We start from the raw sequence: 20973 nt of genomic DNA, 5'->3' as shown, positions 1-20973 counted from the left end.
AAGCCACAGGAGGCATTCTTCTTGGCTTGCGGCTACTAATAATCTGGCACTCCAATCCTGATAGATCTTAAGTTTTTTTTATTTTTTCGGAGTGGCTAACTTGTTCTTGCAATTTGCGGACATGAATTAAATGGGAAACGTGAATTTATTTCATGTTTCCCCTTTTTGGGGGTAATAAAATGACAAACAAAGTAACTGTCGTGGGAAGTATTAATGTTGACAGTATTTTACATATTGATAACTTACCAAAACCTGGTGAGACTATTAAGATGAATTCATTTTCCAAGGCCGCTGGTGGAAAAGGCGCCAATCAAGCGGTGGCAGCAGCTCGCTCAAAAGCTGAGACTAGCTTTATCGGCCGGGTTGGGGATGATGCTAATGGAGAATTTATGTTGCAACAATTAAAGGACAATGATATCAACGTTGATCACGTGGTTGTAACAGAAAAAGAAGACACGGGACAAGCTTACATTTTGCTTCAAAAGAGTGGTCAAAATTCAATTATCGTTCAAGCTGGGGCAAATTTTCTCGTTACTCCAGTAGACGTAAAAAAGGCCCAAGCAACCATTCAAGCAAGTGACTTTGTGGTGACTGAATTTGAAACCCCAGTTCCTGTTGCGATTGAAGCTTTTAAAATTGCCCATGAAGCTAAGAAAATAACGATTCTAAATCCAGCTCCTGCCCATAAAGAGATTCCCGAGGAATTGTTGAGATTAACTGACGTCATTACGCCAAATGAAACTGAAAGTGAATTGATCACCGGAATTAAAATTACTGATACCGCCTCGATGAAAGATTCAGCACATTTCTATCATGAGTTAGGAATCGGCTGTGTGATCATTACTTTAGGTTCCAAGGGTTCATTTGTTTCTTACCAAAACGAAAGTGAACAGATTCCTGCCTTTAAAGTAACTGCCGTCGATACAACAGCGGCTGGAGATACCTTTATTGGGGCTTTGTCAGCGGAATTAAAGACTGACTTTTCTAATCTTCATGAGGCAATTGTCTATGCAAGTAAAGCTTCTTCGTTAACGGTTCAAAAATTAGGAGCCTTTCCATCGATTCCTAATCGTTCTGAAATCTAAAAAAGACACGTCGAAAAATTCGACGTGCCTTTTTATATAAGAGAGTTTATAAAATTGATTTGTACTTGGATCGATACAAATTGGGAGGATATTTATTATAAGTAGTATTAATGAGAAAATCACATTTTGTAATGTATATCTAAGGAGAATATTTGCCAGGTAACTATCTACCTGACACCTTTAATGTAGTTTCTTTTGGAGTGATAGTTAAATAATTTGATTGTCTTATTCGCGATATTTGCGTAATCCTGGTGCTTGAAAAGTGGTGATAAATTGTCCAATTTCGGAGAAGGAATCGCTGAATAGCAACGTTTGGCGGACCTTTTTATCTAGAAATCCTTGGGTAGTCATCTCATCGTAGAAACTTGCCAATTTGTCATAGTAGTGATTGGGATTAAAGAAGATACAGGGATGACTGCTTTCGCCAATAATGGTCCATGAAAACGCCTCTGAAATTTCCTCCAACGTTCCTGGACCGCCTGGTAAAGCGATATTGGCAACGGAATCTTTGAGCATCAATTCTTTTCGTTCAGACATAGTTTCGACGACGTCCAATTTGTTTAGGTTGGTATGAGCCAAATTCCGGTCGAACAACTTTTGAGTAATAATGCCGTGAACGACTCCTTGTTGTTCCAGAACACTATCAGCGACAATTCTCATCAAACCTTTAGAACCACCACCATAAGTAAGCCCATAATCATTTTCGACCAGCCAGTGGCCCAATTTTCTGGCACTAGTTTGATAAATTTTTTGGTTACCAGTTGAGGCACCACAGTATACAGCAATATTTTTCATAAATTTTTATCCTCAAATTTCAAAGTTAGTTTCACGCTTCAAACGTCTATAATACAAAACAGAAGCTGTGTCCAAAGCCTCTAAGGCACGTAGTTGATCTTCTGAAAGTGATTTGGTACTGAGGGCGACTAAGATAAACGTCGTATAAAGCTTTTTAGGTGCCAAATCAAGCCCTGTCGACTCACTATCTCTTTTCAAGTCACGATGTAAAGCGGTCACAGTCAAGAGTGGCGAATTGGCAGCCTTGTTTCGGCTCAAGAAGAGGTTGTCATTATCCCAAAAATTTTTGTAAGGCTCAATATAATTACGGTAGAGCTCTAGGAAATGTTCTTCGTCACGGTTGAATTTCAATTGATTGAATTTTTTATAGAAATCCACTTGCAGAGCTTCCTTGTAATTAAAGCCTTTGGAGATGATCAAAATCAAGAGTCTCGTATAGATGCTGAGATCCATTTGTAAATAATCAGAGAGCTTTAAAAAGACTTGTACCGGAAAGTCTGACTGTTTAGGTACAGTGACACTGTTAATGTTTAAAGTCGGTATTTCAGGTGTTTTTTTAACGCTGAAAAGGTATTTAAAGTAAACATTTAAATTACTGATGACCTTGTTGATCGTACTAGGACTTAATTGAAGATTTTCTAACATGAAGTCCTTGAACAGTCTGACATCCATTTCGTGGACATCAGTAATTTTTTCGGAAATTTTAAAATCATTATTATGTTGAACTGTATAGTTGAAGAAATCATTTAGCGAGTTCATATATTCAATATGAGCTTTTGGTGAGATGTGTCGAGTTTTTAAATAGGCATTGAATCCTGTTAAATAGGGGACTTTAACCATTTTCTTCACCTCCTGAGTTTATTATACCTTAGTTAAAGAATTGTAAAGAAGAGCAGGGCATAGCAGGCTAAGTTTTTACGTATTAAAACAAATCGGCCAAGGTAAATTATTTACCCTGACCGATTTTAAGTACAAAAATTTATGTTCTATTCATGCCATAAACTCAGGCAATCGAATTGTAAATCATTTGTTAATTGACACTGACATCCATTGCTTTATCGCCAGCCAAAACATCCTTCTCAACAAATTCGCCCATTTCTTTAACTTCATCAGAGTTAGTGATAATGGTCATTAGGGATGTATCTTTACCGGCTTCTTTAACTTGTTTCAAATCCATTGTAGCAATTTTTTGACCAATTTTAACGGTATCGCCTTCTTTAATGAACATTTCAAAAGGTTTGCCTTTTAACTCAACTGTGTCGATACCAAGGTGGAGCATAATTTCTAGTCCGTGTTTACTTGTGATCATCAGTGCGTGTTTAGTAGGGAAGACTGTCCCGATAACACCACCAATTGGTGCTACGATCGTGTCTTCAGTTGGTGCGAGTGCATAACCGTCTCCCATGAGTTTTTGTGAGAATACTGGATCACTGACTTTATCTAAATGAATCAACTTACCTGTGGCAGGTGCTACGAATTCATCAATCTTTTTTCTTGTGAACAACCCCATATATAATCTTCCTCTCAAGTTTTTCAGTAGATGAGTTCTACTAAAATGTTTACAACTTTACAGTTATATTATAGATGTTTTTAAAGCTTGTGAAAAATAATTTAAATAAGCCTTAAAAAAGCTCGATAATAGCTTGTAAAGAGTCACTGTAAGCGCTTAACTATTAATTAATAGTATAACTACCATTGTGTAATTTCAATAAAAATTGGTTAAAAGTGGTCTAGATTAATAAAAAAACAATAATTTCCCAGATTGTTAGGAAATTATTGAATAAATTTATTCAGAGAATTTGAACTTACTCCATGGCTTAATAAAGTCTAAGAGAATGAGTTCGTCAGGACTAATACTACCGATTTTATTTTTACGTGCTTCACTGTGTGGTTGTAATACTATTTGTAGTTCGTTTTTGTAAATTCCAAAGCCGTCGTTACCAACTAAAACATCCCCACGTTGAAATTCTTGTTCATTATCATGTGGTTTGTTAGGAACTTCTTTATATGTTACTCGAGGCATAGTCGAGCGAATAACTAAATTGTTCATGTCGCCACGTCTAAAGTGTTGTGGAGTAAGGGCAACTGTTTTTTCGATCTCATTGACGTCCGGTACAAAATTAATATGAAATTCGACTTGATATCTATTCAAACTAGACATTGCTTTCAATTCTTCTTCAGAAGCATAGGCATTTCCAATAATGACATCATCGATCATATTTGAAGCGAATAGATGTTTTGTTTGTACTTCAATTGGTAAACGACGATCCATTTCAAGGGTAGGTAGACCATCATTAACATTCCAAGGTCCCATATTACCAACTTGACTGGCCACAAAAGCAGCAGTATGAATATTGAATTTTCTAAATCTTTCACTACATTTCATAAAGAAATCATATGGCAAAGCAGTTCCCACTTGAGGATAGAAATTGTGACACCCATAGATATGGGATGTATTAGCTTGGTAACTAATGATGTTATTCAAATAATCAACATTGTTACTCATATTTAGTTCAATGATCAAGCCATATTTGTTGTAAGAAAGCATTGCTTCGGTTGCACCATCGAATCCTTGATCTAGTCGGATGCCGGCTACGTGAAGATCATGGAAGAATTCGAGGTCATCATAACTAATGTGTAATTGATCAAAAATTCTTGGAGAAACATCGATAATTGTTTGATAACCTAATTTATTACCAACGTCAACGATCTTTTGGTATTTAGCCTTCGTTTCTTCGACGGAGCCTTGAACTTCTAACATACTCATAAAAATCCTTGAAAAGCCATACTTGTGACCTAATTCTAAGTATGCCTTGTTCTTTTCAAAATCGCTGTGGTCAGGATAAATTGATAAACCTAATTTTCTCATTGTCATTTTTAATTACTCCTTAATTATTTATTCCATAGTGGCCAAAAGATGGCTCCTCGAGCATTGTTAGTATCTACAACGGACGCATTGATATCTGGGTAAGATTTCAAGACATTTTCCGTCAAAAACTTACGGAAAATGGCGTTGTGAACTAAGACAGATCCTGATAAAGCAATGTCCTTTGGATACTGGTCTTGATATCTTGAGAACAAGCCGATGATTTCGTCACTTAAAGCAAGAGCTTCCTCTTTGATTACTTCAATAGCTTCCTGGTCATCATTATCTGCTAATTTAGCAATTTCCAGTGCAATCGCTGCAATCTCTTTTCGATTTAAGGCATAAAAGTTTTTTACAGCTTCTTTGGGAGATTGTGCTTTTAATTGAGATAGGAGGGTAGATTGTAGTGATGAAGTTTTACCCAAATCATATTGATGAAGCATAATTTTCATGGCTGTAACCGTGATTTTATAAGCACTACCGGTGTCGCCTAGTAAGTTACCCCAACCGCCAAAGCGAAGCATATGCTGATTTTGGCGTCCATAAACGACTGATCCAGTTCCAGAAATCACTAAAGTTCCATCTTTTCCTTCCAGTCCGTTTAAAAGTGCTAACTGTGCATCACTGATCACATAAGTTTTTATTTGGAACTTTTCGGTCAATCTTTGAGCGACTTCTTTTGAATTTCCCTTCGTTTCAACGCCAGCGATACCTATTAGAATGTATTTGCAATTAGCACGACCGTGCTGAGTTGTTAAAGAATCAATTACTTCACTAAGATTCTTTAAAGTTTCTTCTTCATTGAGAAAAATATTACCAGGTCCACTTTGAACTTGCGAAAGTAACTGGTTATCTTCGTTAAAAGCTTGACCAACGATGTGGGTTCCACCGCTGTCGATACCTATTACGTAACTCATAAGAAAATCTCCTTTGACATTTTTGATGTAAGCCCTTACTCTTAATTATATTTATTTGAAATTTTTTTTCAACATTTAATTGAAAAATGTGATTTTTTGTTTTATAAATATAATTAGGATAATAAGGAGAAAAAGAGGTAATTATATGGCCGTTTTAAATTTAGCAAGATCTTCTAAGATATTGAGTAATCAAACTAATGTAGTCGCTATTTTACCGGATGAAATAAAAATTCAAGCAAAAATACCAGTGATCTGGTTATTTCACGGTTTAGGTGATAATGGAACTTGTTGGTTAAGAAAAACTAGTTTGGAAAGAATCGCTAGTAAATACAATGTGGCAGTAATTATGCCTGACATGCAAAGAAGTTTTTATACAAATACAGCTTTTAACGTTCGCTATTGGGATTATTTGACACAGGAATTGATACCTCAAATGCAAAGGTATTTTCCATTGAGTCAAAAAGCTAGTGAAAATTACTTAGTGGGTAATTCTATGGGTGGATATGGTGCATTAAAATTGGCAGCTAACTTTCCGGATAAATTTTCCGCCGTTGCAACAATATCTCCAGTTACTAATTTAAAAGTGGTACAAGATATTATGCCAGACTATCAAGCAATTTTTGATGATTATCAAGCAAGTCAATACCAGCTGGAAAGTATGTTTAAAAAAGCTGACTTAACACAACTGAAATCATTACAGTGGTATGTCGCTACTGGAAATGATGATTTTATGAAAAGTGATTGTGATAAATTTACCCAATTTTTAACAAAAGACATTGGCTTAAACCTTACTTATGATGAACAGCCCGGCAGTCACAACTGGGATTTTTGGGATATGGAAATAGCAAAAATTTTTGAATGGTTACCTTTAGGGAAAATATAGGAGAACGAAAAAATGAAAAGAATGACAGAAGCACGTAATAAAGAAACTATGCACATTGATACGATGAACACTATCGATATTTTGAGTGTGATCAATAAACAGGATCAAGCAGTCCCCAAAGTAATTGGTGATTCAGAAGTAATGAATGCTATTAGTAAAGTCGTTGATACAGTTGTCGATTGCTTAAAGAAGGGCGGCCGTCTCTTTTATACTGGTGCTGGAACTAGTGGTCGTTTAGGTATTTTGGATGCGGCTGAATGTGTGCCAACTTTTGGAACCAGTCCCGAGTTAGTTCAAGGATTGATTGCCGGAGGGAAAAAGGCAGTTACTGATGCAGTTGAAGGAGCTGAAGATTCAAAAGAAGAAGGTCAAAAAGATTTAGAAGATCATGAACTCAGTGAAAATGACTTTGTCTTAGGAATTGCAGCCAGTGGAACGACGCCCTATGTCATTGGGGGATTGGATTACGCTAAAAGTATAGGTGCCAAGACTGGAGCTTTATCTTGTAATCAAGATGCCTTAATTAGTCAACACGCAGATATTGCAATCGAGGCAGTAGTGGGTCCTGAAGTCGTAACTGGTTCTACAAGAATGAAAGCTGGAACTGCAGAAAAGTTGATCCTAAATATGATTTCGACTACTAGTATGATTAAACTGGGTAAAGTTTATGGTAACTTGATGGTTGATGTTAAACCAACTAATATTAAACTAGTTGATCGGGCTCAGAGAATTATTGCAGAAGCTACCGGTGTTTCAAGAACAGAAGCAACGAAGTATTATGAATTATCAAACCATCAACCAAAAGTTGCCATAGTGATGATTATTGGAGACTGTAACTTTGAGGCGGCTAACGATGCCTTGGATAAGAATGATGGATTTATTGCAAAAGCAGTTCAAAGTTTACGTTAATTTTTTAAGGTGAGTATTTGTCACCTTATTTTTTTAAAATGAAAAAATAGAAAAGAGGATGAGGTCATGTCAGTCAAGGGTCGAATACTGAATACACAATCGGAGTTATCAACAGCAGAGAGTAAGGTAGCAACGTTTATTTTAAATAATCCAGAGAAAACTATTCAAATGACGGCGGCCCAACTAGCTAAAGAATCAGGTTCGAGCCCGGCGTCAGTTATTAGACTGACTAAAAGTTTAGATATCGATAGTTTTACCACTTTGAAAATTCTTTTATCATCAGATCTAACAAAAAAAGAGTCGGATCCTAAAATGAATGATGATATCAAACCAAATGAGAATTTGAAATCTATTAAGGGAAAACTACTGACTAGTGCTTTAGATTCAATCAGAGAAACAACAGATCAACTGAACGAAGATGAGGTTCAACGACTAGTCAAGGCTATTTCACAGGCTGACCGTTTGTTTATTTTTGGTGTGGGTGCATCTCATTTGGCGGCTGAAGATATTTCGCAAAAATGGAATCGAATTAATTTCCCTACGATTGGGGATGATGACTTAAATGGTCTGATTCCTAAGTTAGTCAATGCTAACGAAAAGGACATTTTGTGGGTGATTTCAAATTCTGGTCAATCTCCTGAAGCTTTGATGGCCGCTAAGTTTGCTAAAAAATATGGCATCAAACTAGTTTCTTTAACTCGCTTTGGTAACAATGATTTAGCCAAATTATCAGATATTGCGGTGCATACTTCACAACCAAAAGAAAGCCCAAATCGAATTGCGGCTACTAATTCGTTGTTGGCCCAATTTATGATTATTGACGTCATTTTTTATTATTTTGTCAGTCAAACATTTGCTGAGAGTTCAAAAGCTCTAACTGCCTCACACGACGCGATTCAGGAGTTCAAACGAGCATTACTAAAATAAATTTATTTAAAAATAAATATCAAAAATTCACCTTTTTTAGAAATTATATTGAAATATAATTTCACCGTGTTACAATAACTTTGGAAACGGATACAAAAACAATCTTTTTAGAGGGGTGAATTTTTTTATGGATAAATTTATGAAAGTGGTGGAAGATAAAGTCGTCCCACCTATGGCCAAAATTGGATCGCAACGTCATTTGCTAGCTATTCGTAACGGTGTTGTTTCTACGTTGTCCTTGGTTCTAATTGGTACATTTTTCATGGTATTCGTAAACTTGCCAGTTGATGCATGGAAAAATGCTCTGGCACCATATACAAATACGATCGTATTGCCTTACCGTATCACAATGGGCTTGATGTCAATCTATGCAACATTCGTTATGGGTTCTGACTTGGCAAAGTCATACAAGTTGGATGCTGTAACCGGAGGTATTTTATCTCTAGGTGCATTCTTCATGTTACAAGTTCCAGTTAATATTTTGACACCAAAGAGTGCTCCACTTGGATTTGTTCTACCAATGAATTCATTGGGTGCTTCAGGTATGTTCTCAGGTATCTTAGCAATGATTTTCGCTGTTGAAATTTATCGTTTCTTCACGAATCATCACATTACAATTAAAATGCCTGAACAAGTTCCACCCGCAGTTGCTCGTAGTTTTGAGGCTTTGATTCCCGGAGCTGTTATTTTAACATCAGTTTGGATTATCCGTGATATCGCCAACATTGATGTTAATGGACTATTATTGAAATTATTCCAACCACTAACAAATATTCTTGGTAATAACTTGTTAGGTGCCTTGCTACCAATGTTCTTCATTCACATTTTGTGGTCATTTGGTATTCATGGTATGAGTATTGTTGGTTCAGCTGTAAGACCTCTATGGTTGATTATGTTGGATGGTAACGCCAAAGCTTTAGCAGACGGTACTTCAGCTACTCACTTACCATATATCGCACCAGAACAATTTTATCAATGGACTGTTACAATTGGTGGTGCCGGTGCTACTGTAGTTGTTGCTTTCTTGTTCTTAGTAGTATGTAAGTCTAAATTCTTAAAAGAAGTTGGACGTTTCTCAATTATTCCTGGTATTTTTAACATTAATGAGCCTATGATCTTCGGTGCTCCAATGATGTTAAACCCTTATATGTTTATTCCATTCAACGTTGTTCCATTAGTATTAACTACAATTAGTTACTTGGTTGTTAAGGCCGGTTGGGTCAATGGTTTCACCACGATCCCAGCTTGGACATTGCCTGCTCCAATTGGTGGTTATCTATCAGCCGGTAATGACTGGCGTGTAATCGTCTTGATCGTCTTTAACTTGATAGTTGCTACAGTTATTTACTATCCATTTGTTAAGGCTTATGATAAACATATGCTTGAAACAGAAAATGAAGATAAAGCTGCTGAAGATGCAGAAAATACTGACGCTAACACAGAAACAGCTAACGCTTAATTAGATTAAAAGAGGTGCTTTTATGACTTATCTTTACTGGTTTTTAACTTTTGTTGCTTTTATAGCATTACTATTCTTTTGTACGAGATTTCTTAAATGGATCAAAGCCCATGGTGTAAAAATTAATCGTTGGATTTGGGCTACGGCAGCCTTTTTAGTTGTTATAATCCCCAAAGCTTTGTTCCCACATTTGAATAGTGTGATTTCAATTATTCTCTATGTATTGTGTTCCGTTTTTGCACTAAACTTTATGATTGAACAACATGAGTGGCTAATAAAGTCAAAGATATAAAACACCATAAGAAAGCAAGTTCAAATAGGACTTGCTTTTTTTGTCACTAGAAAAGGAGAACATAATGGAAGCGATTAAATACCAATCGTTTAGTTTCAAAAATCATCAATATATTATTGCCGGCAATAACGATTCTTTGCAATTCGTTGGTTCCTGGGATAAAGGAGTCAGTGAGTTGATTGAGTTTTTTCCAAATTCTCAAATAGTTGAAGTAAAAACAGGTTTAGAGAAATATCAAAAGCAATTGAAAGAATATTTCAATCGTCAGAGAACTACTTTTACGATACCATTTGAATTCCACGGTACTGACTTTCAAAAAGCGGTTTGGAAACAATTGCTAGAGATTCCTTATGGTCAAACGAGAAGTTATACGCAAATTGCTCAGGCAATCGGTCGTCCTAATTCAGTTCGGGCTGTCGGTTCGGCAATTGGAAAGAATCCTTTGTTGATCGTAGTACCTTGTCATCGGGTTTTGACTAAGGATAATCGTTTAGGCGGTTATCGTGGTGGTCTGGAAATGAAGCAATCGTTATTGCAACTAGAAAAAAATTAAACTTAGAAAAAATGTCGGGCTAGAAAAATTAGCTCGACATTTTTTTATCCAGTATTATACTTAAATTATCAAAAGTGAGTAAACACTCACCTGAAGAAAAGAGGATGTCTTTTGGGTCAGAATGTAATTGAAATTAGTCATTTGATGAAGAAATTTGCTGCTCAGACAGTTTTAAATGATATCAACTTGCAGATTGCAAATGCGAAAATTATTGGTTTGATTGGACCATCGGGAGCCGGGAAATCTACTATCATTAAGATTATTTTAGGGATGGAGTTACCAGATAGTGGTAGTACGAAGCTTTTAGGAAAGCAGATGCCTAATCGGTCGTTACTTAATAAAATCGGTTATATGGCTCAGAGTGACGCCTTATATGAACAGTTGACTGGATTAGAGAATTTGAAATTCTTTGCGGGAATGAAGAAATTACATCATGCGACGAGTCTTATTGACCATATCGCCGAAGTAGTTGACTTATCAGATGCTTTAGATAAGCGAGTGATTAATTACTCAGGAGGAATGAAACGTCGTCTGTCGTTAGCAATTGCACTTTTAGGGGATAATCAAATCTTGATTTTGGATGAACCGACAGTCGGAGTCGATCCAGCACTGCGCAAGAAGATTTGGTCAGAGTTACAAAGATTGCGTGATCAAGGGATGACTATCTTAGTAACGACCCACGTGATGAGTGAAGCTGAGTTAACAGATGAAGTAGCACTCTTAATGGATGGAAAGATCATTGAATTTGACCAACCGGAGAAGTTAAAAGAAAAATATCAAGTAAAAACGGTTGAAGAAGTCTTTTTGAAAGCTGAGGAAACCTTATGAGAATTTGGATGATTGCGAAGAGAATTTTGATAGAACTGTTACGCGACAAACGCACTTTAATGTTGATTTTTATCGCACCACTATTAATTTTATTTTTAATGAAACTAGTTTTCTCTGTCAATTCTCAAACGGACGTAACCGTGGGGACTGTTGATGTAAATAGTTCATTAGTTGAGAAATTAGATAGCAAGCATATGAAAGTCGTCAATTACGCGACCGAAAAACACGCTCTCAAAGAATTAAACCAAAATTTAGATGCCGTAATCGTTTCCGAAAATGATGATTTAGACGTTACTTATAGTAATACCGATGCTAGTAAAACAAAATTCATCAAACAAAGGTTACAGATGGCTTTAATAAGTACTCGTTTATCACAGTTAACTAGTAGCGTGAAGAGGATTTACAGTGTACCTGAAAAAAAGTTTAAAATAACTAATCACTATCAATACGGTAACGAGGACACGAATTTCTTTGACAAGATCGTCCCAATTTTGATGGGATTTTTCGTCTTTTTCTTCGTCTTCTTGATCTCGGGGATGTCGTTGTTGAATGAACGAACTAGTGGTACTTTAAATCGACTATTGGCGACACCGGTTAGAAGAAGTGAGATCGTTTTTGGGTACATGTTGAGTTACGGCCTGGTTGCTATCGTGCAAACTTTAATAATTGTCTTTTTTACCATTTGGGCGTTAAAAGTTGAGGTAATCGGTAACCTCTTTTACGTAATTTTAATTAACTTCGTTTTAGCACTAGTAGCAATGGCTTTTGGCCTCTTAATGTCGACATTTGCTAAGTCAGAGTTTCAAATGATGCAATTTATTCCACTGATCATCGTGCCACAAATCTTTTTCTCAGGGATGATTCCATTAGAGACGATGGCTAGTGGCGTTCGGGTAATTTCTTACTTTCTACCAATGAAATATGCCGGAGACGCCTTGACTAAAGTAGTTATGTCAGGAGCAAATTTTGCCGACATCTACCAAGCGTTACTGATGTTACTAGTCTTTTTAGTAGTTTTAACGATGTTAAATATTTTCGGATTAAAAAAGTATAGGAAGGTTTAAACCTATGAATAGAGTTTTTGAAGATGTCGATAATTGGTTGAATCTAAAACAGATGCCTAAAGGAAAGCAAAAGGTGATCAAAGCAGCGATGACCTTATTTTCGCAGTACGGCTATCACGCGACCTCAACAGCAATGATTTCTGAAGAATCACAGATGAGTCAAGCAACGATCTTTAAATATTTTGAATCAAAAGAGGCTTTGTTGTTGGTAATTATCAAACCGATGATTGAGCACGTTTTGCCAACTTACGGGCAAGATTTTGTTGCTGAAATCAAAAATAATGGTGGCGATTTGGAAGAGTTGGTTCACTTTATGGCTTATGACCGTTTTTATTTTCTCAAACAAAATAAAGATGCCGCGATGATTTTGATTACGCAAGTTTTAAATGACGATTCGACTAGGAACATGTTACTCGAGAAAATCGAACTTTTTAAGAAGACTTTTGCCAATGAACTTTGGAGCGTTTTACAAGATACCGATGAATTGAGGGATGATGTGACCTTAGAAGATTTTATCCACGTCTTTGTCGGTCAAATAGTCTTTTATTTCGTGCAATCGCAGCGATTAATCGTTGTTGATGACGAAAAAATTATTGAAAAACAGTTGGATAAAATTATTCAAAACGTGATTCTAGCAATTAGAAAACAATGAGAGTGTGATATGCTTATTTTAGTATTTTTATGCAGGGGAGAAGTTGACCTTGAATTTAGAAACGATTTTAAAAGATGAATTCGGATACGATACTTTTCGAACCGGTCAAAAAGAACTGATCGAAATGGTTTTAGCTGGTAAAAAGGCTATGGGCATCATGCCAACGGGTGGCGGAAAATCAATCTGTTATCAATTGCCGGCCACAGTTTTACCAGGATTAACTTTGGTCGTCTCACCACTGATTTCTTTAATGAAGGATCAAGTTGACAGTTTGAATGAGGTAGGAATTCCCGCAACCTTTTTGAATAGTACTGTTGAGTGGCACGACCGAGAAGAACGGATGCGCTATATTGAAACCGGTGCGGTCAAATTACTGTTTGTAGCCCCGGAGAAAATAGTCAACGAGGAGTTTTACAGTTGGCTATCACAAATCGATATTTCTCTGATTGCAATTGATGAGGCGCACGTTTTGTCGTCCTGGGGGCACGATTTTCGGAGTAGTTATTTGAAGATGGTTGGACCCTTAAAGCAATTACCAGGTAAACCAGCTTGGTTAGCTTTGACAGCTACTGCGACTGAGCAAGTTCAAAATGACTTGGCGGATATTTTAGATATTCCGACTGAGAACATTGTCAAAACTGGTTTTGCTAGAACTAATCTAACCTTAAAAATCGAACGTGGTGTCGATAAGATGAAGTTTGTCTTGAATTACGTTGAATCACATCGCAATGAGTCAGGTATCATCTATGCTGGTCGGCGTGAAGACGTTGATAATCTCTATCAATTTTTACTGAATAAGGGGTTTAAAGTCGGTCGCTATCATGCAGGATTAAGTGATCAAGAGCGGCATCAACAACAAGAGGATTTCCTGTTTGATAAGATCGATTTGATTATTGCCACGAACGCCTTTGGAATGGGAATCAATAAGACTAATGTCCGGTATGTACTCCACTATACGATTCCAGGGACGATTGAAAACTATTATCAAGAGGTTGGTCGTGCTGGTCGTGACGGATTGCCGGCCGAAGCTGTTTTATTATTTGCTCCAGCTGATTTACAGTTGCATCGCTTTTTTATTGATAAATCCTTAGGTGATGATCAATATAAATTGAGTTTAAAGAATAAATTGTTCAAGATGAGTCAATATGCCGGTACGGAGTCTTGTTTAATGAAGTTTATTCTGGATTATTTTGGTGAAGAAGATACTCAGCCTTGTGGTCGCTGTTCTAACTGTCTCGATAATCGGGAGATCGTTGACATTACGAGTGATTCTCAAAAAGTACTCAGTTGTATTGTTAGAATGCATCAACGCTATGGCAAGAAAACTATCACCCGGGTTTTAGTTGGTAAAGATGATGTTGCTAATGATTGGCGTCATTTTGAAGAATTATCGACTTTTGGGATCATGAAGGATAATACTTTAAAGCAAACTGGCCGTTTGATTGATTTTCTATCCGCCAATGGTTATTTAAAGAGCAGCAATGGGAGATATCCAACGCTTTTATTGTCTGATAAGGGGCTTCAGGTCTTAAAAGGCAAGTTGAATGTAATCCGTCGCAAGGAAGAAGAAATACCCTCAGAGCCTAAATCAATCGTGGCTGACGGCAGCTTTGATGTAGATCTATTTGAAAAACTACGTAAGTTACGTTTGGAATTGGCTCGCAAGCAAGAGGTGGCACCATTTATCATTTTCTCTGATCGGACCTTGAAGAACATGTGTGAACTCTTACCAACTAGTAGCGAGGAATTTTTGAACGTCAGTGGGGTTGGAAAGATGAAACTGGAACAATATGGGGAAGTCTTTCTTAAAGCGATTGCTGAGTATCAAAGTGAAAAAGTTTCTGGTTAATTAAAGAAAGAGTATAACGAAATGTTTTACGAAAACAAGGCAATCTAAACAAACCAGGGTAGAAGACCGCTACAAAGGGATTCTTGGAAGTGGAGAAGTCTAAAAAAGTCGAAAATGAAGCTCAAAAACGAAGAAAAAGTCAATATAAGCGTTATATATGGGGCTGTTTTTGACTTTTTTGTGATGAGTTGATGCATTTCTAAACGAACTGAAGCACAGAGAGCGCATCTGATTCAAAAAGGACACGCAAATTTTTAAATAATAATAAATGTTTTACGAAAACATAGAAACAAAAATAAAAAGAGAGTAACTATGAAAAAAATCGCACTAATATCAGATATACATGGAAACTACACAGCATTTAAGAGGGTACTTCAAGATGCAAAAAAGCAGGGCGTAGAAGAGTATTGGTTTCTCGGTGACCTACTTATGCCCGGCCCCGGTACCAACGCTATTTTGAAGCTGCTCGACTCAGTTAATACTACTATCAAATTACGCGGAAATTGGGACGACTTCTTATTTGAAGATGTCTCTCAAATCAGTAAGCAATACATTGACGAGCCTCAAACTACCTACATATTGGAACTATATAAATACATTTATCAAAATCTCAATCAAAAATACATCGATCAAATGCGCCAATGGCCTATTACTGCCAAGACAACTGTCGGTAACCTCAATATCACCTTAGCGCACAACTATCCGCAAAAGAACTTTGGACATGAATTACTACCTTATGAGAAGCAGCAAAACTTCGATAAATTGTTATTTGATGACGACTGTGACATTGCTGTGTACGCTCATACACACCATCAGTTGCTCAGAACCAGCAGCAAAGATCAATTAGTTATCAATCCTGGTTCAATTGGACAACCATATACTGCCTGGAGCAAATTCAGTGCTGACAGACGCGCTCAGTACGCCATTTTAACTTTTGATCAATCAACTTATCGTGGAATCGACTTCAGAAAAGTTGATTATTCAGTTGAAGACGAATTACAGTACGCTAAAGATAATCAATTACCATTTTTTGAAATGTATGAAAAAATCTTTACTGAAGGCAAAGCTTTTACTCATGATAACGAAGTTTTAAATGCTGTGATTGCTAAACATCATTATAAAGAAGATGCTTTGAAATATTTACGGACTCTTGATTAGTTTCCGTAAAATAATGTAACTTCTTATAATACATATTATGTAACCTTAAACATCAAAATCTGATTTAGTGATTGGATTTTGATGTTTTTTGCTCTGCTCCACTTTTTACTCTTATTGTTCAAAATTTTAAATTCACCACTTTTATTTCTTTTTAAAATAAAACTAACAGTGAATTCTCTAGATACTTTGTTACGTATTAAATGTTTGATACTGAACCAATTCAGCAAGAAACTCATTTAGATCATTGATTGGCTACTGCATTAGCCATCTAATTGGATCTAGTTTGATAGGTTTGATTTTAAAAACGAATTTTACCACTAACCCGAGGTTTTTATAAATATATGTGCAGGTTCACATATTATAGCAAATTGCTAAAATCCAGTTTTTTTGCGCTTATTTTGACTGTTAAATCTCCAACTAATTATGTAATTTATCATACTGTTGAATTAATTATGATAAATGATCCGCTAATTTATCCGTATCTTGAATTAAAAACGATATTTCGTTGATTTGTTGCTATTAATTCCAATGGAAAATATCAATTACGCTGGTTTGCCGTTGATCCTGACTTTCAAGGTTTAGGGATTGGTAGTAAATTATTGGATACATTAAAGGACCAAGTTAAGTTAAAAAATATTGATGAGGTCTATCTTTGGACTGTTGATGAACTTCAAGGTGCACGCAATTTGTATAAACAGTATAGGTTCACTTTGATTGAGTCAAAGGACAATAATGATTGGTGTGATCACCCTATTCATGAAGAAAAATGGTTGTATAAGAAGGAGGACGAAACTATGACTGAAAAAAGGACCGAGTTAATGCATCTGATTGATGTTGCATATAACAATGTTAAAGATAATAAATACGAAAACTTTAGAAAAGAATTACCGCGATACTATAAGGATTTACAAAACGACGAAGATTATCTTAAAGTGATGCTCAGTTTAAAATCAGCCCTACTGCAAGCTGATTTAACTTTGAATATTAAACAACGAATTTCTGGACTACCGGCTGAATATGGGGATATCTATAAATTCATTGACCCACAATTAAAACAAGTTGATTCAAAGACAATAGATAAATATTCACATTATGGTTTTGTCCCTCTTAAATTAGGCAGTACCATTAAGTATTTCTAAAATGAAAAATTGGGTAATATAACATTCATCTAAACCAAACAGAACCTGGCAATCAAAATACAATTGCCAGGTTCTGTTTTTTTATCTATATCCTATTTAAGTTAAATATGAGATTCTTAAAGTTCTTTATGAGGATATAACTTGATCAATCCAGAAAATAAACTGAAATTGGGAAAAAGATAAATGCAATATTAATAAAAATCCAAGTAATAGCGTATTGTTTGTCAAGCATTAATGAATTAAGTATATCAACATTGTTTTTTACATTATTCTTTTCCAGATAATCATTAGTAACATTACTGCTTAGTCTATATTGGATTATCTGAATGATGGATAGGAAAATTGAAACTATTAAACAAATTGGAATTATTTGCAGGGAAATAATCAAGTCAAGTTGTCTTAATACAAATAAGACTAAAAAAGCTATATAAGAAATAAAGAAAAGCGCGATAAAGATTTTCGAAATAGTTTTAACTCTTAATAGCATTTTGGACTCATTTGGGTATTTTACAGCAATTAATTTTGCAAAGTTATGAACACTTGTTTTACTGACCATTTTAGTATTCTTATTTAACTTTATTAATTTGTTTACACTTATGATAATAATGGTAATGGCAATCAAGTATACGACTGAAATCGCTAATGATTTTATCATAAAATTCCTCCGCTAAAGTATTAACATTAATATACACCTATTGCCTGCGTACAAAATATTGGACTTTTTTTAAAAGAAATTAGTTTCTTTATCACATAACTATTTATTTTAATGAAAAATTTGAATCCTCCATCATTATATATAATCCTGTCATAACGTATCCTTACATTTTTATGTTACATTTGAACTATTAAGAGTTAAGGAGTGAATCAATTGACAATTCAAAATGAATTAATGCAATCTTTAAACGATTCAGCAACGGAAATTATCCAAATTCGTCGCTACCTTCATCAACACCCAGAAACGTCTTTTCATGAAAAAAATACCTCAAAATATATTAAGGACTTCTATCATGAATTAGGTATCGAAACTAAGGATTTTGGTGATGGCTATGGTTTTGTAGTCGATATAGATTCAGGTCGACCTGGAAAGTCAATTGCTTTACGCGCTGACTTTGACGCTTTAGCCATTCAAGAAGAAAATGATCTACCTTTTAAATCGGAAAATTCAGGTGTCATGCACGCATGTGGTCATGATGGACATACAGCTTACATGATGGTTTTAGCCAAGAATTTATACCAAATGAAGAACGAATTACACGGTAAAATCAGAATCATTCACCAACCCGCAGAAGAGATTACTCCAGGCGGTGCGAAAAGTATGATTAAAGATGGTGTACTCGATGGTATCGATGAGGTCATTGGCGCACACGTAATGACATCAATGCCAACTGGTTCCATCGGTTATCACTGGGGCGAAACTCAAACTGGTCGAGCAGATTTTTCAATTAAATTTATCGGTAAAGGTGGACACGCCTCAATGCCCCATTTGTCGAAGGATGCCATCGTTGCTGGTAGCTATTTTGTCACTGCATTGCAAACGGTTGTTTCGCGTAATATCGATCCTTTTGATACAGCTAGCGTAACTATTGGGTCATTTGATGGTGTCGGTTCAAATAATGCCATCAAAGCCTCTGTTGAATTAAAAGGTGACGTTCGAATCATGAAGGAATCAACTAGATCAACGATTCATCAACGTATCGAAACGATTGCTAACAGTGTTGCTACAATGTTTAATATGGAAGTCGAAATTGATTATAATAACAATTATCCAGTTTTGGTCAATGATGAAAAACTAACCAAGCAAGTAGTAAATTCGCTTAAAGATGCTGAAACTCCAGAAGTTAAGCAAGTCTTTGATTGCGGTCCACAAGATCCCTCTGAGGATTTTGCTTACTTTGCCCAAAAACGTCCTAGTTGTTTCTTCTATGTTGGTTGTGACCCTGATGATGGTAAGAATCATCCACACCATAGTCCAGAATTTTTAATGGATGAAAAATTCCTGCTTGTAGCAGCAAAAAGCATGGGTACAGTTGCTTTGAATTGTCTAAATAATTAGAAATATATCGTTTCATTTAGTAATGGTTGAAAAAATCATTACTTTTTTCTTACCCAATATTTAATTATGTAAACCGTACCAGTATAATAAATAAGTTATATCTTTTTATTATCTGGGGGAAAAATATGGCCACAAAAATTTCTAAACATCGTCTACATATCTTTATTGCGATGTTCACGTTGATCTCATTTATGCTCGGTTGTAATGAATTTATGGTCGTTGGCAACCTGACTTTGATCGCAGATACTTACAATGAATCACTGAGCCAAATCTCGGGACTAGTTTCGGTCTTTGCTTGGACATTTGCGATTATGACCCCTATTTTGGCAATTTTTACCAATAAAATTCATAAATACTATTTACTGATTACATTATTAGTAATCTTTCTGTTTGGAACAATTTTGAGTTCGATTGCTCCATCATATAATTGGCTCTTAATTTCGAGAATTCTAACCGGATCAGTTGCTGGAATGCTTGAGTCACTATTATCAGTAATTGCTTTTCAGACTATCGCCGACCCTAAACAACGTTCGATGGCAATAGCTTACATATACACGGGATACAGCATTGCCTCAGTCGTCGGAATTCCACTGGGAACAATCATCGCCAATCATTTACGTTGGCAAGATGCCTTTATCATGGTTGCAATTATTACTTTTATTGCTACGATTATAGCTCTTAGAGTCATACCGAGAAATTTGCCCGGTGGTAGTGGCAGTTATAAGAATCAACTAATCTTGTTAACTGATAAGAAAATTTGGCTCGGTATGTTCTTCGTTATTTGTGCGGCGGGTAGTTTTTACGGATATTATACCTACATCCGTCCCCTAATTCGGCAAACACTACATTTCAGTGCTGGTCAATTGAGCTTTTTATTAGTGATTATTGGATTGATCGATATCTTTGGTAGTCAAATATCTGGCAAAATTGCTGCTGGTAATGGTTTGCGGACGTTAAGACCAATTTACCTCTTAGATCTCGTAATTTTTGCAGCCTTTTCAACTATGATGCAGAACCAATGGACTGGGATTTTTACTTTATTTTTACTTACCTTCATGATGGTTTTATTTGATTCACCAATTCAGGTATTTTTCCTAAATCAAGCGACCGAAAAATATCCTAGTGCAATCAATTTAGCCTCTACCTTGAATGCAGTTTTTTATAACGTGGGAATTGCTCTAGCATCAATGACTGGTGGTTTCATGCTCAAATCAGCTGATTTATCTAATTTAGGGTGGAATTCATTTGGATACAGTTTAGTAGCAACCGTACTTATCTTTTTGTTGTCACGAAGAACAAGTAAATAATTTGTTGGCAGTTGATTTTTAAACTTCAGAAGTAAGATAATACAACTATTGAGTATTTAAGAATATGGGGGATTTTTCATGACGATACTTTTAGGCATCGGATTAATAGTTTTAGCAATCTTTGCTATCGTTGGTAACATCAGTAATTCGAAGCAATTTGGTAGAAAGATAATGTCGAACAAAATGTATTTTTACATTTTAATATTAGTTGGTGGAATAATTTTGATTTTTTTCTAA

General features: G+C 35.8%; 21 protein-coding genes. 15 read left to right on the top strand and 6 right to left on the bottom strand.

Annotation, left to right across the window (positions count from 1 at the left end; genetic code table 11):
* Positions 1 to 179: 179 nt before the first annotated feature.
* Positions 180 to 1085 carry a ribokinase gene (gene rbsK, locus EGT49_RS02695; RefSeq protein ID WP_135371425.1) on the top strand — a complete coding sequence of 302 codons (906 nt, stop codon included), beginning with the start codon at positions 180 to 182 and terminating at the stop codon, positions 1083 to 1085.
* 225 nt (positions 1086 to 1310) lie between these two features.
* On the opposite strand, the gene EGT49_RS02690 is transcribed toward rbsK, so the two are convergent.
* From EGT49_RS02690 to EGT49_RS02670, 5 genes are all read right to left on the bottom strand, one after another.
* On the bottom strand, positions 1311 to 1880 hold the full coding sequence (locus EGT49_RS02690; RefSeq protein ID WP_135371424.1) for an LOG family protein: 570 nt from the start codon (positions 1878 to 1880) through the stop codon (positions 1311 to 1313).
* 12 nt (positions 1881 to 1892) lie between these two features.
* Positions 1893 to 2720 carry a site-specific integrase gene (locus EGT49_RS02685; protein ID WP_135371423.1) on the bottom strand — a complete coding sequence of 276 codons (828 nt, stop codon included), beginning with the start codon at positions 2718 to 2720 and terminating at the stop codon, positions 1893 to 1895.
* A 190-nt stretch (positions 2721 to 2910) separates the two neighbouring features.
* A complete protein-coding gene (locus EGT49_RS02680; protein WP_135371422.1) occupies positions 2911 to 3390 on the bottom strand; it encodes a PTS sugar transporter subunit IIA in 480 nt (159 codons plus the stop codon).
* A 276-nt stretch (positions 3391 to 3666) separates the two neighbouring features.
* A complete protein-coding gene (locus tag EGT49_RS02675; RefSeq protein ID WP_135371421.1) occupies positions 3667 to 4755 on the bottom strand; it encodes a DUF871 domain-containing protein in 1089 nt (362 codons plus the stop codon).
* A 17-nt stretch (positions 4756 to 4772) separates the two neighbouring features.
* Positions 4773 to 5663 carry an N-acetylglucosamine kinase gene (locus EGT49_RS02670; RefSeq protein WP_135371420.1) on the bottom strand — a complete coding sequence of 297 codons (891 nt, stop codon included), beginning with the start codon at positions 5661 to 5663 and terminating at the stop codon, positions 4773 to 4775.
* 145 nt (positions 5664 to 5808) lie between these two features.
* On the opposite strand from EGT49_RS02670, the gene EGT49_RS02665 reads away from it, so the two are divergent.
* From EGT49_RS02665 to EGT49_RS02610, 11 genes are all read left to right on the top strand, one after another.
* Positions 5809 to 6546: an alpha/beta hydrolase gene (locus EGT49_RS02665; RefSeq protein ID WP_135371419.1), complete on the top strand. Its 738-nt coding sequence runs from the start codon at positions 5809 to 5811 to the stop codon at positions 6544 to 6546.
* 12 nt (positions 6547 to 6558) lie between these two features.
* A complete protein-coding gene (gene murQ, locus EGT49_RS02660) occupies positions 6559 to 7455 on the top strand; it encodes an N-acetylmuramic acid 6-phosphate etherase (RefSeq protein ID WP_135371418.1) in 897 nt (298 codons plus the stop codon).
* Between the two features lie 66 nt (positions 7456 to 7521).
* Entirely contained in the window at positions 7522 to 8382 is an 861-nt protein-coding gene (locus EGT49_RS02655; RefSeq protein ID WP_135371417.1) for a MurR/RpiR family transcriptional regulator, read from the top strand.
* Positions 8383 to 8509: 127 nt separating this feature from the next.
* The gene (locus EGT49_RS02650; protein WP_135371416.1) at positions 8510 to 9841 is read left to right on the top strand and encodes a PTS sugar transporter subunit IIC; all 1332 of its coding nucleotides are present in this window, start codon (positions 8510 to 8512) and stop codon (positions 9839 to 9841) included.
* Between the two features lie 356 nt (positions 9842 to 10197).
* Entirely contained in the window at positions 10198 to 10686 is a 489-nt protein-coding gene (locus EGT49_RS02640) for a methylated-DNA--[protein]-cysteine S-methyltransferase (RefSeq protein WP_135371414.1), read from the top strand.
* A gap of 111 nt (positions 10687 to 10797) precedes the next feature.
* Complete coding sequence (locus EGT49_RS02635; RefSeq protein WP_135371413.1) at positions 10798 to 11514, top strand: ABC transporter ATP-binding protein; 717 nt, start codon at positions 10798 to 10800, stop codon at positions 11512 to 11514.
* A complete protein-coding gene (locus EGT49_RS02630; protein ID WP_135371412.1) occupies positions 11511 to 12578 on the top strand; it encodes an ABC transporter permease in 1068 nt (355 codons plus the stop codon). The genes EGT49_RS02635 and EGT49_RS02630 overlap by 4 nt, the downstream gene beginning before the upstream one ends.
* A 4-nt stretch (positions 12579 to 12582) precedes the next feature.
* Positions 12583 to 13230 carry a TetR/AcrR family transcriptional regulator gene (locus EGT49_RS02625; protein WP_135371411.1) on the top strand — a complete coding sequence of 216 codons (648 nt, stop codon included), beginning with the start codon at positions 12583 to 12585 and terminating at the stop codon, positions 13228 to 13230.
* Between the two features lie 49 nt (positions 13231 to 13279).
* On the top strand, positions 13280 to 15079 hold the full coding sequence (gene recQ / locus EGT49_RS02620) for a DNA helicase RecQ (protein WP_135371410.1): 1800 nt from the start codon (positions 13280 to 13282) through the stop codon (positions 15077 to 15079).
* A gap of 312 nt (positions 15080 to 15391) precedes the next feature.
* Positions 15392 to 16237 (top strand): metallophosphoesterase family protein, encoded by an 846-nt coding sequence (locus tag EGT49_RS02615; RefSeq protein ID WP_135371409.1) that lies wholly within the window; start codon positions 15392 to 15394, stop codon positions 16235 to 16237.
* Between the two features lie 518 nt (positions 16238 to 16755).
* Complete coding sequence (locus EGT49_RS02610) at positions 16756 to 17376, top strand: GNAT family N-acetyltransferase (RefSeq protein ID WP_135371408.1); 621 nt, start codon at positions 16756 to 16758, stop codon at positions 17374 to 17376.
* A gap of 145 nt (positions 17377 to 17521) precedes the next feature.
* Here EGT49_RS02610 and EGT49_RS02605 read toward each other — a convergent pair whose 3' ends face one another.
* On the bottom strand, positions 17522 to 18031 hold the full coding sequence (locus EGT49_RS02605) for a hypothetical protein (RefSeq protein WP_135371407.1): 510 nt from the start codon (positions 18029 to 18031) through the stop codon (positions 17522 to 17524).
* Positions 18032 to 18244: 213 nt separating this feature from the next.
* Between EGT49_RS02605 and EGT49_RS02600 the strand changes: the two genes are divergently transcribed.
* From EGT49_RS02600 to EGT49_RS12405, 3 genes are all read left to right on the top strand, one after another.
* A complete protein-coding gene (locus tag EGT49_RS02600) occupies positions 18245 to 19429 on the top strand; it encodes an amidohydrolase (RefSeq protein ID WP_135371406.1) in 1185 nt (394 codons plus the stop codon).
* Positions 19430 to 19554: 125 nt separating this feature from the next.
* Complete coding sequence (locus EGT49_RS02595; protein ID WP_246013785.1) at positions 19555 to 20736, top strand: MFS transporter; 1182 nt, start codon at positions 19555 to 19557, stop codon at positions 20734 to 20736.
* Positions 20737 to 20814: 78 nt separating this feature from the next.
* Positions 20815 to 20973 (top strand): hypothetical protein, encoded by a 159-nt coding sequence (locus EGT49_RS12405; protein ID WP_167849728.1) that lies wholly within the window; start codon positions 20815 to 20817, stop codon positions 20971 to 20973.

This window comes from Companilactobacillus suantsaicola, from assembly GCF_004745525.1.
Taxonomy (GTDB): Bacteria; Bacillota; Bacilli; order Lactobacillales; family Lactobacillaceae; genus Companilactobacillus; species Companilactobacillus suantsaicola.
Note: the sequence above shows the minus strand (reverse complement) of the source record. Positions and strands in the feature narration are given on the sequence as shown.